The following is a 15842-nucleotide window of genomic DNA, read 5'->3' as shown; positions in this document are numbered from 1 at the left end:
TATTATCTCCGTTTCGCGGCGCGTTGGGCCGCATTAAGTACATCGTCAGCGCGCTGCCGTGGACCTGAACCTGCAGGCAGAAGCCCCGCCGCGCGTTTGGCATGGATGCCCGCATCCTTCATGCGTCCCGACAGAGCATAGCGTTCCGCGGTGATCAGCGCAGCCATTCCCTGTTCACCATTGCGTGCGTAGGCGACCGAAAGATCGCGCATCATGGATCCGTCCCGGAAATCGATGGACCGTGCTTTTTCCAGCGCGCGTTTCGCGCCCCTCACATCATCCTGCACGAGCAGGGCGCGGCCATAACCGGAGAGGATGAGTGCATCATTGGGCGCCAGTTTCACAGCCCGGGCATAGGCGGCAGTGGCTGCCTGAAAGTTCCGCGTCTCGAACAGGATCTGTCCGCGCTGCTCATGCAGAAAGGGATCGTTGGGGCGCCGCGCTATCGCCTTGTCTATGGCGCTCAGTGCCTGTTTTGTCCGGGATTGCCGGTGTTCCGCCACCGCTTCCCGCAGGAGGCGGACGTCCGGGTAAGGGGTTTCTTCCAGGCGTCGCAGCGTCCATTTCGGTGCGCGGGTATAGGCGCTGAGCTTCCCCTTGACCCGTTCGAACCAATAAGCGGCGGTCGGATCGTCCTTGCCGTCATCGCCGTAGGCGGCGACAAAACCTTTGACCGCGCGCAACCGGTCCCGCGACAGAGGGTGGCTGCGCAGGTAGGGGTCCTGCCGGGTTTCAGACAGCAGGTCCTGACCGCTGAAAATCTCCAGAACCTCGGACATACCAGAGGGCCGGATGCCTGCGGATTTCAGAAACCGGATACCCGACTGGTCAGCCGATGCTTCCTCGGCGCGGGTGTGTTTGAAAAACTGTCTCTGCGCGGATGATTGGGTGCCAATCGCGATTCCGCTGGCAGCCGCGCCACTGCCCGTTGTCGCCGCCGCAACAGCGGCCAGAGCCAGCCCCAGTCCGGATGCTGTGCGCGCACTGGCCAGGTTGCCCATGCGCCGCACAATGTGTCCATTTGCGATATGTGCCGCCTCATGGGCCAGTACCGCCTGGAGCATCGGCGCATTTTTCATGCGGTTGATCAGGCCGTAGTGCACAAAGATCGCATCATTCCCGACCACGAAGGCATTCAGAGAACTGGAATTCACCACCAGGATCTTGACCCGGTTCGGGTTAAGGCCCGCCGCTGACAGTACCGGAGTGGCCAGCTGTTTTAACCCGTATTCAATGTCGGAATCGCGCAGCAAACCCTGGGCGTGCAGCGGTGCTGCTGCCATCCAGAGCAGCATCAGCGGGATTGACGCCAGGCGGAATACGCGATGAAAGATCATGCACCCAATAAGGAGCGAATAGATGCGGGTTTCAAGGCGTTCTTCGGTCGATCCATTTATTGTGATGGATGTCATGGAGGCCGCGCGGCGGGCGGAAGAGGCGGGCCGGCACATTATCCACATGGAAGTGGGGCAGCCGGGAACAGGTGCGCCGAAGGCGGCTGCCGCGGCTTTGACGGCTGCGATGCAGGCAGGTCCGCTGGGCTATACTGTGGCGCTTGGGTTGCCGGCGCTGCGCGCGCGGATCGCACAGATGTATGGCGACTGGTACAATGTGGATCTGGATCCTGCCCGTGTCGTGATCACGCCCGGATCGTCCGGCGGATTTCTGCTCGCCTTCACGGCGCTTTTCGATACCGGTGACCGTGTCGGCATCGGCGCGCCGGGGTATCCCAGTTATCGCCAGATCCTCCGGGCGCTTGATCTCGTTCCTGTTGATCTTGAAACGGCACCGGAAAACCGGCTGCAGCCGGTGCCTGCGGATTTCGCCGGTCAGAACCTCGCGGGTCTTATGGTTGCTTCACCGGCAAACCCGACGGGCACGATGCTGGACCGGCCGGCGATGCAGGCGCTCGTGCAGGCGACAGCGGAGCAGGGCGCTTCGTTTATCTCAGATGAAATCTATCACGGGATTGAATATGAGGCGAAGGCTGTGACCGCCCTCGAAATCACAGACGACGCCTATGTCATCAACTCGTTTTCCAAGTATTTTTCCATGACCGGCTGGCGGGTTGGCTGGATGGTTGTACCTGAGGATCATGTGCGGGTGGTTGAACGGATTGCCCAGAATATGTTCATCTGTGCGCCGCATGCCAGCCAGATTGCAGCGCTTGCAGCGATGGATGCGACCGACGAGCTGGAAGCCAACATGGAGGTCTATCGCGCAAACCGCAGGCTGATGCTGGACGGATTGCCGGCCGCAGGTTTCACGAATATCGCGCCGCCGGATGGCGCCTTTTATGTCTACGCAGATGTCTCCGATCTGACGGAGGACAGCCGTGCGTTTGCGGCGGAAATTCTGCGCGAGGCGGGTGTCGCCGTCACGCCGGGTCTGGATTTTGATCAGGCGCGGGGCAACCAAACCCTGCGCTTTTCCTATGCGCGCTCGACGGCGGATATTGCCCAGGGGCTGGAGCGTCTCAAAACCTTTATGCAGCGGCGCTGACGGGGATTCACACGCCGGGGATGATCGGATAAACTGCCTGAAAAAAGGCAGAGCAGCAGATGATCCGAATTCTGGCGATGGCGGCGGCGCTGACCGTGGCGCTGTGTTTTTCCGCATCAGCGGAGGAGGCAGCGATGGTAAATCCCGGCGAGAGCAGCGCGGCCGACATGCGCGGCGGCGGCGCTGTGATGACGCTTTCGCTGAGCCACGGCGTCCCTTTTCGTGTTTTCACGCTCGACGCTCCACCGCGCCTGGTGGTTGATTTCAGGGGCCTGAACACCGAAGCCATTCCCGCAGAAACGATGGTTCAGCAGAGTGCCGCAATAACCGGTCTGCGCAGCGGCGTCTTCCGCCCCGGCTGGTCGCGGCTGGTTGCAGACCTTGATGCGCCGCTTTTGCCTGCAGAAACAGGTATGCGCATTGATGACAGCTCTGGAAAAGCGGTGCTGTCCCTTGTTCTTGAGCCGGTATCGCCGGGCGCTTTTGCCGAAGCGTCCGGCGTTCCGGCGACGGCGCTCTGGGCGCAGGAACCGGTTGTCCCGCCCCGGAAGCGCACCGATGATGACCTGATGGTGGTGGCCATTGATCCCGGTCACGGTGGCATTGATCCTGGTGCGGAACGCGAAGGGCTGTCTGAAAAGGTTCTGATGCTGGATATGGCGCGCGAGCTGAAGGCAGCACTCGAAGCCACCGGTCTGGTGCACGCGGTACTGACACGGCAAAGCGATGTGTTCGTCTCGTTGCAGACCCGCGTTGCTTTGGCGCAGCAGGTGGAGGCAGATGCTTTTGTGTCGCTGCATGCCGACGCACTGGCCGATGGCGGCGCGCAGGGCGCAACAGTCTACACCCTGTCCGAAGAGGCGAGCGATAAGGCAACAGCCCTGCTGGCGGCGCGTCATAACCGCGCGGATATTCTTGCAGGCGTCGATCTGACGGGCGCTGATGATGTCGTCGCGGGGGTTTTGCTGGATATTGCCCGGCGTGAAACCGCACCGAGGACCGCAGCCCTGGCCCGGTCACTGGTCACCGGCATGGACGAGGCGGGCGGGCCGATGAACCGCCATCCGTTGCGCAAAGCAGGCTTTTCGGTGCTGAAGTCGGCCGATGTCCCTTCGGTGCTGGTCGAGGTCGGCTTTCTTTCCAGTCAGCGTGATCTGGATAACCTGCGGCGGCCGGAATGGCGCAGTCAGATGGTGGGTGGACTTGTTTCAGGTCTGCTGGCCTGGCATATGGAAGACGAAGCGCGCAGAGCTCTGTTGCGGCAGTAACTTTTGCGCGTGTGCCCGCCGCCGGGCTTTTGACGATTTCCGCCGTGACCGGTATAACAGCCGAAGTGCGCAGCCCTGAAAAGTGAGTCACACAGTGATCCGGTTCATCCTGTCCTTCTTTGGTGGCATTTTCACCACCATCACCATGGCTTTTGGCATGGTGGTTCTGACGATTGGCGCGATTTTCTGGGTCTATGGCCGCGACCTGCCGAGCCACGAGTCGCTGGCACAATATTCGCCGCCGACAATCAGCCGGATTTATTCCGGGCAGGGACAGATCATCGACGAGTTTGCCACAGAGCGGCGGCTTTTCGCGCCAGCAGACACTATCCCTGATCTGGTCAAACAAGCCTTTATCTCTGCCGAAGACAAGAATTTCTACGAACATGACGGGTATGACCTGCGTGGTATTGCGGCAGCTGGTGTTGACGCCGTGCGGTCGCGCGGCCAGGACCTGCGCGGCGCATCGACCATCACGCAACAGGTGATGAAGAACTTCCTGCTGTCCGGCGACCGGCGGGCAGAGCGGAAAATCAAGGAGATCATCCTTGCAGCGCGCCTTGAGGAAACCCTGAGCAAAGAGAAAATTCTGGAGCTCTACCTCAACGAGATTTTCCTGGGGCAGAACTCTTATGGTGTGGCCGCTGCGTCGCAGACGTATTTCAACAAACCGCTTGTGGATCTGGAGCCACATGAGGCGGCGTTCCTTGCGTCGCTGCCGAAGGCGCCCAGCGATTACCATCCCGTGCGCCAGAAGGACCGGCTGCTCGCGCGCCGCAACTTCGTTCTGCGCGAGATGATGGAGAACGGCTACATCTCGACGGCGGCTTATGAGACAGAACGCGCGGCGCCACTGCGGTCGGTGCAGAATGGTGACTTTGAGAGTTTCAAATCGGTTCTGCCGCCACGGGACTATTTCACCGATGAAATCCGCCGTCAGCTGAGCGAGGATTTCGGCGAGGGCGAGTTTTTCACCGGCGGTCTGACAGTGCGGGCGACCATCGACCAGGAACTGCAGCCGGTTGCCGCGGAATCGCTCCGCCGCCAGCTTGAGGATTACGACCGCAAGCAGGGTATCTGGCGTGAAGCGACCAACAAGATCGACCCGGACCGTCTGACGTCTGAAGCGGACTGGCGCGCGGCCCTGAGTGATGTGGAAATTGCCCGTGACATTGAACTCGACGGCCCCTGGTATCCGGCTGTTGTTCTGTCGGTCGGCGGTGGCAATGCGCGTATCGGGATCGAAGGCGTTGAGGAAGATGCAGAGGGCCATTTCATAGCTGCCCGGGATGTGACATGGGCGCGCAAACGGTCCATTGACGGCCAGACCGGGCCCAAAGCCGACGCCGCCGGTGATCTGCTCGACGTGGGGGATGTGGTGCATGTGCGCGCGATTATTTCCGACGAAGACGGCACTTTTGTGCGCTGGTCGCTGCGCCAGGTGCCGAAAGTGCAGGGTGCTTTTGTGGCGATGGACGTCAACACGGGCCGTGTGATCTCGATGCAGGGCGGCTTTTCCTATCAGTCCAGTGTATTTAATCGCGCCACGCAGGCTAAACGCCAGCCGGGCTCCAGTTTTAAACCTTTCGTCTATGCGTCCGCGCTCGACAGCGGCTATTCACCTGCAACCATCGTGGTGGATGCGCCGATCGAGATTGATACGCCCCAGGGCCTGTGGCGGCCGCGCAATGCGTCCAACGAATTCTACGGCCCGACACCCCTGCGCACAGGGATCGAACGCTCGCGGAACCTGATGACCATCCGTCTGGCACAGGAAGTCGGGATGAACGTTGTGGCTGACTATGCCGAACGCTTTGGTGTCTATGACAATATGGGCACCTTTCTTGCAAACGCCCTGGGGTCCGAAGAAACGACGCTTTATCAAATGGTTGCCGCCTATGCGATGTTTGCCAACGGGGGCGAACGGGTGACACCGACGCTGGTGGACCGTGTCCAGGACCGTTATGGTAAGACTATCTATCGCCACGATGACCGCTATTGCTTTGACTGCGAGAAACCTGAGCTGACGGCGGGTGTCGCGCCCAAAATCATATCCAACCGTGAACGTGTCATGGACCCGGTGACCGCCTATCAGCTGACATCAATGATGCGCGGCGTTGTCGACCGTGGTACGGCGGCACGCACAGTGAACCTGCCGGTCCCGACGGCAGGCAAAACAGGCACCACGAATGACGCCAAGGATGTCTGGTTTGTTGGTTTCACCAGCAACATCGTCGCGGGCTGCTACATCGGCTATGACCAGCCCAGCGGTCTGGGGCGCGGGGCGTCGGGTGGCGGTATGTGTGGCCCGGTATTCCAGCGCTTTATGGAAGAGGCGACACAGAAATATGGCGGTGGTGATTTCGAAATTCCCCCAGGTGGCCGTTTCATCAAGATCGATCGGTTCACCGGTGCGCGCCTGAATGATGATGCGCAGGGCGAATCCGTGGTGGCCGAGTATTTCCGCGCGGGCGAGGAGCCGGTCTTTGGGATCATGTATGACGGTGGTTTCGCCATGGGTGCCGATCTTCCGCTCTTTGAGGAAGTTGGCCAGAACCAGCGGACACAGCAGGTCACCACCTCAACCGGCGATACGGTAACCGTCGGACCGAATGCCGGTTTCGGGACGGTCAGCTCCGGCGGTCTTTATTGACACGCGCAGCGCTTGCCGCTGCCCAGGCGCTGGTTTATCAACGGGCAGAGATTGGCTGAGGCAGGAACGCAATGCGCGCAGACGCACAGAATACCGTTGAAAAAATTGAAAAATCGCTTGAGCTTCTGGCGCAGCGTCTCGACGTGGAGACCGCACACCACAGGCTCGAGGAATTCAACGCGCGTGTTGAGGATCCGAACCTCTGGGATGACCCGGAAGCGGCACAAAAGCTGATGCGCGACCGCCAGATGCTGGTCGACGCCATGGAGACCTATGAAAGTATCCGCCAGGATATGACCGACAACATTGAACTCATCGAACTGGGGGAGATGGAGGAAGACGAAGAGGTCGTCAGCGATGCGGAGCAGGCCTTGCATGCCCTTGCTGAGAAAGCCGCCCAGAAAGAGCTTGAAGCGCTTCTTGATGGTGAGGCGGATGGCAATGACACGTTCCTAGAGATCAACGCCGGTGCCGGCGGTACAGAAAGCTGTGACTGGGCGTCCATGCTCGCGCGGATGTATGTCCGCTGGGCGGAGAAAAAGGGATACAAAGTAGAGCTGCAGGCGGAAAGCGCCGGTGATGAAGCCGGGATCAAATCCGCGACCTATAAGATCAGTGGTGTGAATGCATACGGCTGGCTGAAATCGGAAAGCGGCGTTCATCGTCTGGTGCGCATCTCGCCTTACGATTCTGCAGCCAAGCGCCATACTTCCTTCAGTTCGGTCTGGGTGTATCCGGTGGTCGATGACAACATCGATATCGAGGTGAACCCAGCAGACATCCGCATCGATACCTACCGATCCTCTGGTGCGGGCGGTCAGCACGTGAACACCACAGATTCGGCTGTACGGATAACGCACCACCCGACGGGTATCGTCGTGACCAGCTCTGAGAAGTCGCAGCACCAGAACCGGGACATCGCGATGAAAGCGCTGAAATCGCGGCTCTACCAGCTGGAACTGGACAGGCGCAATGCGGCCATCAACGAAGCGCATGAGAACAAGGGTGATGCCGGGTGGGGCAACCAGATCCGGTCATATGTTCTGCAGCCCTATCAGATGGTCAAAGACCTGCGTACCAGCTTTGAAACGTCGGACACCAAGGGTGTTCTGGATGGTGATCTGGATGGTCTGATGGCAGCGACGCTGGCGCTGGACGTGTCGGGCAAGTCCCGCGCGGAAGCGCAGGGCAGCTGATCCCGGGGCGGCGTGATGGAGGATCATTCCTTCAGACCGGCCCTTGATCTGAGTGCGGACATTGCATCCGGAAAACTGACGGCTGAGAGCCTGATGCGGTCGACACTGGCCCGCATCGCGGCGGTCAACGATCAGGTAAACGCCATCATTTCGCTGCGACCTGCTGATGATCTGCTGCGTGAGGCCCGCGCGGCTGATCAGAGCCCGCGACGTGGCTGGCTGCATGGTATCCCCATTGCCATCAAAGAACTGGCCCAGGCGAAGGGCTTGTCTGCGACCAGCGGCTCCCCGGTTTTCGCCGGTCAGGTTGCCTCTCAGGATGATCTGTTCGTCGCAAGAATTCGTGCCGCCGGGGCCATCATCATCGGCAAGACCAATGCGCCCGAATTCGGACTGGGCAGTCACACACACAACCCGGTGTTCGGCACGACACGCAACCCTTATGATCTGTTCCGCTCAGCAGGCGGGTCTTCCGGCGGCGCGGCGGTGGCCCTGGCGACCGGTATGCTCAGCGTGGCGGACGGCTCAGACATGATGGGCTCGCTGCGCAATCCTGCCGGCTGGAACAATGTTTACGGCATGCGGCCGACCTGGGGGCTGGTGCCGGATGCGGACGCGGATGACGTCTTTGTCAGCACGCTGGCCATAGATGGTCCGATGGCGCGCACGCCTTCGGACCTGGCGGCGCTGCTGGATACGATGTCAGGTACCGACCCGAGGGTTCCGTTTGCGCGTGGGGCAGACGTGTCACTGCCGGGGATCGATGACCTGCTTCGACCACCCCGCATTGGCTGGCTCAGAGACTGGGGCGGCGCGCTGCCGATGGAGCAGGGGGTGCTTGAGACCTGCGAGGCGGCGCTTGGTACGATGCAGGCCATGGGGTGGCCGGTCGAACCGGTGCGTGATCTGTTCAGTTCTGACGCACTCTGGACCAGCTGGACGCGTCTGCGCGCCTGGCTTGTTGCTATGCGGCACCAGGAAAAATACGAGGATCCGGCGCTGCGTCCCCTGTTGAAAGAGGCAATGATCCACGAAATTGAAACCGGTCTTGCGCTGTCGCCGCGTGAAATCTACGCGGCCAGCGGTATCCGGTCTGACTGGTTTCGCTCTGCGACACAGTTGTTCGGGAAACATGATGTCCTGGCGCTGCCCACGGCGCAGGTCTGGCCGTTTGACGCGGAGTTGACGCATCCCACGTCGATCGCCGGTCATGAGATGGACACCTATCACCGGTGGATGCAGGTGGTTGTGCCTGCCAGCCTGGCGGGGCTGCCCGCGGTAAGTGTTCCGGCGGGGTTCGGGTCTGATGGGATGCCCATTGGGCTGCAGCTGATCGGCCCACAGGACAGCGACAGCTATCTGCTGCAGATCGCTCAGACCTGGCACAAAGCAACAGATTGGCCAGGGAAACGGCCCGCGATGGTGTAAAGTCGCAGATATGATCCGGGGGAATCAGTATGAGCGACGCAACATCACAGGACATCAAACCCGGCGCGCCCGAGATGCGCCCCGCGCGGCTTGACGATATCGGAACAGCACTCAAGGCCGGCTTCGGCGATTTCCGGCGGCATCCTGTTTACGGCCTCATCTTCGGAGGCTTCTATGTTGTCGCGGGGTGGCTGATGACCCTGATTACGCTTCAGACCGGCCACACATTCTGGCTGGTGCTCGCGGCCATCGGGTTCCCGCTGCTGGGGCCGTTTGCCGCCGTGGGGCTATATGAAATCTCGCGCAGGCTGGAAGCGGGTTTGCCGGTCACTCCGGCGGCCGTCTTCGGGATCATCTGGCAGCAGCGTCTGAGACAGCTGCCATCACTCTGCACGATGATGGTGGTGATTTTCATGTTCTGGTTCTTTCTGGGTCACATGATCTTTGCGCTCTTTCTGGGCCTTTCAACAATGACAAATATTTCATCGTCTTATGAGGTGTTCCTCACGCCGAACGGCATCATGATGCTGCTCTTTGGCACGGGCGTCGGAGCCGTTTTCGCGGTCCTGATCTTTTCGATTGCCGTCATTGGCCTGCCCATGCTGCTGGACCGGGAGGTGGATTTCATCACCGCAATGATCAACAGCTTCCGGGCGGTGAGCAGCGCGCCGGTTGTGATGCTGGTCTGGGCTGCGCTGATTGCGGTCATCACATTCGCCGCACTGGTGCCGTGGTTCCTGGGGCTTCTGGTCGCGCTGCCTGTGTTGGGCCATGCGTCATGGCATCTTTATACCCAGCTGTCTGACGGGTCCTGAAGAGGCTCTTCGCGGCCCAGCTCCACAAGCCGGGCCCGCAGGGCGGGGCCGTCAGGGTGCCCGGTTTCGAGCGCATATACGTAGGCATGCGTCAGATAGAACCCGATGGCTTCATCATCCGTTGATGCGTCGGCAGCCCTGACATAAAGCCCGACCAGTGCCTCAGTATCGTTTCTGTCATGCGCATCAAGCAGCTGCGCATCCAGTGACGTCATTCCGCAGCCTTTGACGCAGCGCGTGTGCTTTCCAGCCGTGCAGCAACCCAGTCGTGAAAGAGATGCGTCGGGCTGTCCATCACAGGAGAAAACCGCCCACCATCAAAGGAAACCGCATGCCGTCCCCGCTGCATGCCCTCGACGACAAAGACATCTTCGGCAAAAACTGTTTTCCACAATGCTGCGTTCGCAGTGCGCAGCGCCTCATCCGTATCCGGCTGCGCGTAATAGAGGTGCACATGCTCCAGTGTGCGCTCGGGCCCTTCGGGCTGCAGGATGATCGCAAACGTATGGTCCCGGTGCACGCCAAGCAGCACGTTGGGAAAAGCGGTGATGTATTCAGCAGCGGTATCCCATTTGTCGCTCAGACCATCGAAGTCCGGGAAGGTTTCGCCATCGTCACCAGTCAACTGACGGTAGACAAGCGTGCCCTGACCCGAATATTGTCCCTCATTTTCAATATGGTAGTGGTCTTCCAGCCGCGAATAGCTGTTGAGGCCAGGATGCACCCAGGGGAGGTGGTAGCTCTCGCAGTAGTTCTCGACCGCGAGCTTCCAGTTACAGTTTACTTCAAGTGTGAAAGCGCTTTGCCCGCCACCGTGGAACAGCGGAAGATCAAACTCCCGCCAGCGCTCAAGGAGCGCCGCGTTGGCGTCCTGAAACTCGGGCGCGGTACCCGATACATTGATCCAGACAACACCCATCCAGACGTGGCTGCGCACTTCGATAAGGCCCAGCAGCGCACGGTCAATGCCTTCATGGGTATTCTGACCTGGACCGCCCACATGCGGAGTACTGACCAGCCGGCCATCAGTGGAATAGCACCAGCTGTGATAGGGGCACCGGATCGCACCTTCGATGCGGCGTGGCTCCTCGACAAGGATCATGCCGCGGTGACGACAGATGTTCTGGAATACCCGGACACTGCCTGAACGATCCCGCACCAGCAGCAACGGCATCCCCAGAAACGTTATCGGGACCGCGTCACCGGCCTCCGGAACCTGTGCAGTAACCGCCAGGCCGGACCAGCTGTCGAACAGAAGAGACTGTTTTTCCTCATTAAAAACGTTCTGATCCGTGTAGTGTTCGTTGGGCAGGCCGTTGGCGTCAGAAATGGGACGGCGAACGGCAGACAGGTCTGTGACGGGACGGTCCATGGCAGAATTCCTCAGCGTGATGACGAAACGTTACGCCAAACACACCGGATTGCGACCGTCAAAACGACCAGAGTTTCCCCGAGGCGACATATAAAGCGTCGCTCAGCGGAAAGGATCATCCGGTTGCAGCAGACGCTGATGGAAGGGGGGAAGGCTGTCAAAGCCACAGAACCCGGCGCCGCGTGCAATCTCCATGACCATCGGCCAGTCATTGCCAATGTGCTCGTACACAAGACGCGTCATGCGCGTGCTGGAGGATGTCTCGCGCACGGTGCGGGCAACATACCCTACCCAGAAGTTATTCTGAAAGGATGTCACCTGAGCGAGGTAGTTGAAGGAGCCTGTCATCCCGTTGCGCCGGGTGACAATGAAGCCGACCCCTTCTTCGATGCGCAGCACGAAGCCCCTGAACTCGCGGGCGGACGGGCTGGCCGGAATGCCCTGCATGGCAAGTGCCATCTTGGGTTCATACCCCCGCATATATGTGTCATTGCCGACCCGCTGAACAAAGGTGAGACCTCTGACGAATTCGCCTTCGCGCACAAAACTGCGTCGGGAGAAATGGTAAAACCCGCTGGGCAGAGTTTCTTCCGGGATGTGCCGTACGGTGTCCCCCATGAAGTCCCGCAACCAGGGACCGGCTGCCGACGCGGCGTCAGATGAAATTTCCTCGACAGGCTCAAGCAGGACGCGTGCGTCGACGCCAAAGAACTCGCAGATCCGGGACAGGACATCGGGGCGGGGAAAGCTCTCACCGCTCAGATACCGGTTGAACTGGGTCCGGTTGATACCGAGCTCACGGGAGAGCGCTGAAATAGAAGGGTATTCTGCCGCCAGAATCCGCAGATTTGCGCCAAACATGTTGCGCAGCTGGGCAGGGGTTCGGGTTGTCGCAGTCATGTGCGTCCTTAAAAGGCATTATTTCACTATGTGAAACGGCCGTGCAGAAATCCTGAACCAGTTAATCTGTTGACGCGAAACAGCGTCAACTATCGTTCGTAACTGTGTCAACCGTAATCCAGCGCGACACAAATTCCAAGCGTACGGTGGTGTTTTTATCGTGGGCGCTGACGTTAACTTCTTGCTACCATAAGTTGGAAAAAAACAGAATAGGCTTTGTACTATGCTTGGGGTTGTGCTGTGGAGCGATTCATCTGACGGGAAAGCCGTCATCTGGTGCGAGGATCAGGGTGATCTCGCATTTCTAAATTCAAAAGATCAGGTCCTGAGTGCAGAACCGTTCTTTGACGCGGGCGATCTGGTCCAGTTCGACATGGAAGTTCAGTCGTCACTGCGGCGCGCGCACAATCCGCGCCTTGTTGTGGAGAATGCAGGTGCGTCGCTTGCAGACGCGCTGCGACGGACGGAACGCATGAGCAGCCCGCGCAATTCGGGACGCGTCGTACCGTTCAGCGCACCCGGCGAAAAAAACCAGCCCGCAGCGACCTGCCGGGCTGGCTGATTTTTTGGTATCTGAGGCTTTACTCGCCGCGGGAAAGCGCCGCGACGCCGGTCCGCGCCACTTCGGCAAGTCCCAGCGGGCGCATAAGATCGGCGAAAGCGTCGATTTTGTCCGGTGCGCCGGTAATCTCAAAGACAAAGCTTTCCAGCGTGCTGTCGACAACATTTGCCCGAAAGATGTCGGCAAGACGCAGCGCCTCAACGCGTTTGTCCCCGGTTCCCACGACCTTGAACATGGCCAGTTCACGTTCCACGCTGGCACCTTCAACGGTCAGGTCGTGCACGTCATGCACGGAAACAATCCGGCCCAGCTGTGCCTTGATCTGTTCGATAACCTGCGGTGTTCCGGACGTGACGATCGTGATGCGCGACAGATGCCCGGTGTGATCCACCTCTGCGACGGTCAGGCTGTCGATGTTGTAACCACGTCCTGAGAACAGACCGATTACACGCGCCAGAACGCCGGGCTCATTCTCGACCAGCACAGCGAGTGTGTGCCGCTCAATCACGTCCGAAAAGGTCGGACGCAGGTTGTAAGCGGAATGGCTGGTGGCGCCTTTTTTGATTTTCAATGCGCTCATTTGGTTTTTCCCCGTCTCCAAACATAGGTTAGGTCATTCGTCTTCCCGGCCATCTGGGCTACCTCCTCGGGTGACAGACTGACGTTTTTCGGTAGGCGTAGCGGTATCTTTCCATCAAAAAGCCCGTATGGGTCGCCCGGATGAATTGCGTCTATTGCAATGGAAAAAGCGTAAACATGTCTGCATTCCCACTCCCCACCATGCTGCTTTGTGACCGGATTGTATGACTTGGATGGATACATAAAGCAGATGGAGTAATTGCCGGTGTCCCGACCATGATCCGTGACCTTCCAAAGGCTCGGAACGCCGACACTATTCCCCGGATACCAAAGCATGGCTGTTCCGTTATCTGCGAAATACTCAACCTGTGTCCCGTGGCTGGCATCGGTGAAATGGATGGTTTTCCCGGCGATCTGGTCATTGATCTTGTGACGCTTTCGAGAGAATTGGAACTCTTCGGATGCATGAGCTTCTTTTGTCTGGATCTCGGGAGCCGTACACGCTGCCACACCGAATGCGACCGCAATCAGTCTTGCAGATCTGGCACAGCGCCGCCATGTCACACCAGCACACTCCCCTTGCTGTCGATCACGCCCTGTGTTTCCGCTTCGCCCAGCAGCATTTCGTTGTGCGCTTTGCCTGATGGGATCATCGGGAAGCAGTTTTCGTGCTTTTCGACGAGGCAGTCGAAGATCACCGGGCCATCGTGGTTGATCATTTCCATGATCGCATCATCAAGGTCGTCCGGGTCAGAGCAGATAATCCCCTTTGCCCCAAACGCTTCGGCCAGTTTCACAAAGTCGGGCAGGGCATCAGACCAGCTGTGCGAGTAGCGTTCACCGTGCAGCAGTTCCTGCCACTGGCGCACCATCCCGAGGCGTTCATTGTTGAGAATGAACTGCTTGACGGGCAGGCGGTATTGAACGGCGGTTCCCATTTCCTGCATGTTCATCAACCAGGAGGCTTCACCGGCCACATTGATCACCAGCGCGTCCGGGTGTGCCATCTGAACACCGATGGACGCGGGGAAACCATAGCCCATGGTGCCAAGGCCTCCGCTCGTCATCCAGCGGTTCGGATCCTCAAAGCCCAGATATTGAGCAGCCCACATCTGGTGCTGGCCCACCTCGGTGCAGATGTACCGGTCATGATCCTTGGTCAGTGCCTCAAGCCGTGCGAGCGCATGCTGCGGTTTGATGACCTTTCCGGCCTGCGTGAATTGCAGACAATTGACCTTTTTCCATTCGTTGATCTGGCCCCACCATTTGCCGACGGCTTCAGCGTTGGTTTTGCGTCCGCGGGCTTTCCAGACCTTGAGAATGTCTTCCAGAACATGGCCCACGTCACCGACAATCGGGATATCCGTCTTGATCACTTTGTTGATCGAGGAGGGGTCAATGTCGATATGCGCCTTGATCGATTTGGGGCTGAATGCATCAAGGCGGCCGGTGATCCGGTCGTCGAAACGCGCGCCGATATTGATCAGCAGGTCGCAGTCGTGCATGGCCATGTTGGCCTCGTAAAGCCCGTGCATGCCCAGCATGCCGATCCATTTTTCGCCCGAAGCCGGATAGGCACCCAGCCCCATCAGCGTGGACGTGATCGGGAAGCCGGTAGCTTTGACCAGTTCACGCAAAAGCTGGCTCGCGCCCGGGCCGGAATTGATCACGCCGCCGCCCGTGTAAAACACAGGCTTTTTGGCCTTTTCCATGGCGGCGACCAGTTCTGTGATCTCTTCCATGTCGCCCTTCAGCTTTGGCTGGTAGTGCGACACCGACGGTTTAGGTGACTGGTAAGTACCGGTCGCAAACTGAACGTCCTTGGGGATGTCCACCAGAACCGGTCCCGGGCGCCCGCTGGTGCAGACATGGAAGGCTTCATGGATGACACCTGCCAGCGCGTCCGTCTCTTTCACCAGCCAGTTGTGCTTGGTGCAGGGGCGGGTGATGCCGACCGTATCGGCCTCCTGGAATGCGTCAGAGCCGATCATGAATGTCGGTACCTGGCCTGTCAGGACGATGATCGGAATGGAATCCATCAGCGCATCCGTGAGGCCGGTCACGGCGTTGGTCGCACCAGGCCCGGAGGTCACAAGAACAACGCCGGGCTTGCCTGTGGCACGCGCATACCCTTCGGCGGCGTGTACCGCGCCCTGTTCGTGCCGTACCAGAATGTGCCGGATGGCGTTCTGCTGAAAGATCTCGTCGTAAATCGGTAGGACGGCGCCTCCGGGGTAGCCAAAGACAGTGTCCACACCCTGGTCGATGAGGGCCTGGACAATCATTTTCGCTCCGGACATCTGCCGTGTCATATCTTTCAACTCCGTATCGGTCCCGGCAGGGACCTGTTGACTGTTGCGCATAAAAAAGCCCCCGGCGTTGGCGGGGGCGCATGGGTCAGACTATGGTCTACCGTTACCGGCCCATGCGCTTGGTTCCTACGATGACGACTAGTGCGTTCATGCCTGTCGGCTCCCTGATGCTGCGGGGACATTATGAGTGTGGGGCGGGAGCGTCAACACCCAAACACACAAAAAATATGTCCTGACAGCGCAAATTCTTGAAAT

General features: G+C 59.3%; 14 protein-coding genes. 7 read left to right on the top strand and 7 right to left on the bottom strand.

All coding sequences use genetic code 11. The features are described 5' to 3' along the window. Window positions 1–2: 2 nt before the first annotated feature. Window positions 3–1337, bottom strand: coding sequence for a M48 family metalloprotease (locus ACZ1HA_RS08060; protein WP_472715303.1), 1335 nt, complete (start codon window positions 1335–1337; stop codon window positions 3–5). 22 nt (window positions 1338–1359) lie between these two features. Between ACZ1HA_RS08060 and ACZ1HA_RS08055 the strand changes: the two genes are divergently transcribed. The 6 genes from ACZ1HA_RS08055 to ACZ1HA_RS08030 all read left to right on the top strand — a co-directional run bounded on the left by ACZ1HA_RS08055 (window position 1360) and on the right by ACZ1HA_RS08030 (window position 9862). Continuing rightward, window positions 1360–2502 carry a pyridoxal phosphate-dependent aminotransferase gene (locus ACZ1HA_RS08055; RefSeq protein ID WP_472713519.1) on the top strand — a complete coding sequence of 381 codons (1143 nt, stop codon included), beginning with the start codon at window positions 1360–1362 and terminating at the stop codon, window positions 2500–2502. A gap of 59 nt (window positions 2503–2561) precedes the next feature. After that, a complete protein-coding gene (locus ACZ1HA_RS08050; RefSeq protein ID WP_472713518.1) occupies window positions 2562–3770 on the top strand; it encodes an N-acetylmuramoyl-L-alanine amidase in 1209 nt (402 codons plus the stop codon). A gap of 94 nt (window positions 3771–3864) precedes the next feature. Further along, window positions 3865–6423, top strand: a complete 2559-nt coding sequence (locus ACZ1HA_RS08045) for a penicillin-binding protein 1A (protein ID WP_472713517.1) — start codon at window positions 3865–3867, stop codon at window positions 6421–6423. Window positions 6424–6494: 71 nt separating this feature from the next. Further along, window positions 6495–7619, top strand: coding sequence for a peptide chain release factor 2 (gene prfB / locus ACZ1HA_RS08040; RefSeq protein ID WP_472713516.1), 1125 nt, complete (start codon window positions 6495–6497; stop codon window positions 7617–7619). A 15-nt stretch (window positions 7620–7634) separates the two neighbouring features. Further along, window positions 7635–9047: an amidase gene (locus ACZ1HA_RS08035; RefSeq protein WP_472713515.1), complete on the top strand. Its 1413-nt coding sequence runs from the start codon at window positions 7635–7637 to the stop codon at window positions 9045–9047. Between the two features lie 29 nt (window positions 9048–9076). Further along, window positions 9077–9862, top strand: a complete 786-nt coding sequence (locus ACZ1HA_RS08030) for a DUF2189 domain-containing protein (protein ID WP_472713514.1) — start codon at window positions 9077–9079, stop codon at window positions 9860–9862. Here the strand turns inward: ACZ1HA_RS08030 and ACZ1HA_RS08025 are convergent. From ACZ1HA_RS08025 to ACZ1HA_RS08015, 3 genes are all read right to left on the bottom strand, one after another. Further along, window positions 9835–10077: a hypothetical protein gene (locus ACZ1HA_RS08025; RefSeq protein WP_472713513.1), complete on the bottom strand. Its 243-nt coding sequence runs from the start codon at window positions 10075–10077 to the stop codon at window positions 9835–9837. The two genes, ACZ1HA_RS08030 and ACZ1HA_RS08025, sit on opposite strands and share 28 nt — an antisense overlap. Next, window positions 10074–11234 (bottom strand): aromatic ring-hydroxylating oxygenase subunit alpha, encoded by a 1161-nt coding sequence (locus ACZ1HA_RS08020; RefSeq protein WP_472713512.1) that lies wholly within the window; start codon window positions 11232–11234, stop codon window positions 10074–10076. Before ACZ1HA_RS08020 ends, ACZ1HA_RS08025 begins: the two co-directional genes overlap by 4 nt. Window positions 11235–11336: 102 nt before the next feature. After that, window positions 11337–12134: a helix-turn-helix domain-containing protein gene (locus ACZ1HA_RS08015; protein WP_436399337.1), complete on the bottom strand. Its 798-nt coding sequence runs from the start codon at window positions 12132–12134 to the stop codon at window positions 11337–11339. A 223-nt stretch (window positions 12135–12357) separates the two neighbouring features. Here ACZ1HA_RS08015 and ACZ1HA_RS08010 point away from each other — a divergent pair, with 223 nt between their 5' ends. Continuing rightward, window positions 12358–12696, top strand: coding sequence for a hypothetical protein (locus ACZ1HA_RS08010; RefSeq protein ID WP_436399338.1), 339 nt, complete (start codon window positions 12358–12360; stop codon window positions 12694–12696). 19 nt (window positions 12697–12715) lie between these two features. Here the strand turns inward: ACZ1HA_RS08010 and ilvN are convergent, their stop codons facing one another. From ilvN to ACZ1HA_RS07995, 3 genes are read right to left on the bottom strand one after another with little or no spacing between them, the layout of a single operon-like run. Then, window positions 12716–13276: an acetolactate synthase small subunit gene (ilvN, locus tag ACZ1HA_RS08005; RefSeq protein ID WP_298836170.1), complete on the bottom strand. Its 561-nt coding sequence runs from the start codon at window positions 13274–13276 to the stop codon at window positions 12716–12718. Then, window positions 13273–13839, bottom strand: coding sequence for a hypothetical protein (locus tag ACZ1HA_RS08000; RefSeq protein WP_472713511.1), 567 nt, complete (start codon window positions 13837–13839; stop codon window positions 13273–13275). The genes ilvN and ACZ1HA_RS08000 overlap by 4 nt, the downstream gene beginning before the upstream one ends. Continuing rightward, window positions 13836–15587, bottom strand: a complete 1752-nt coding sequence (locus ACZ1HA_RS07995) for an acetolactate synthase 3 large subunit (RefSeq protein WP_472713510.1) — start codon at window positions 15585–15587, stop codon at window positions 13836–13838. The genes ACZ1HA_RS08000 and ACZ1HA_RS07995 overlap by 4 nt, the downstream gene beginning before the upstream one ends. Window positions 15588–15842: the final 255 nt, after the last annotated feature.

It is taken from the genome of Roseobacter sp. S87, assembly GCF_055693285.1.
This window is presented reverse-complemented; position numbering and strand designations above follow the sequence as displayed.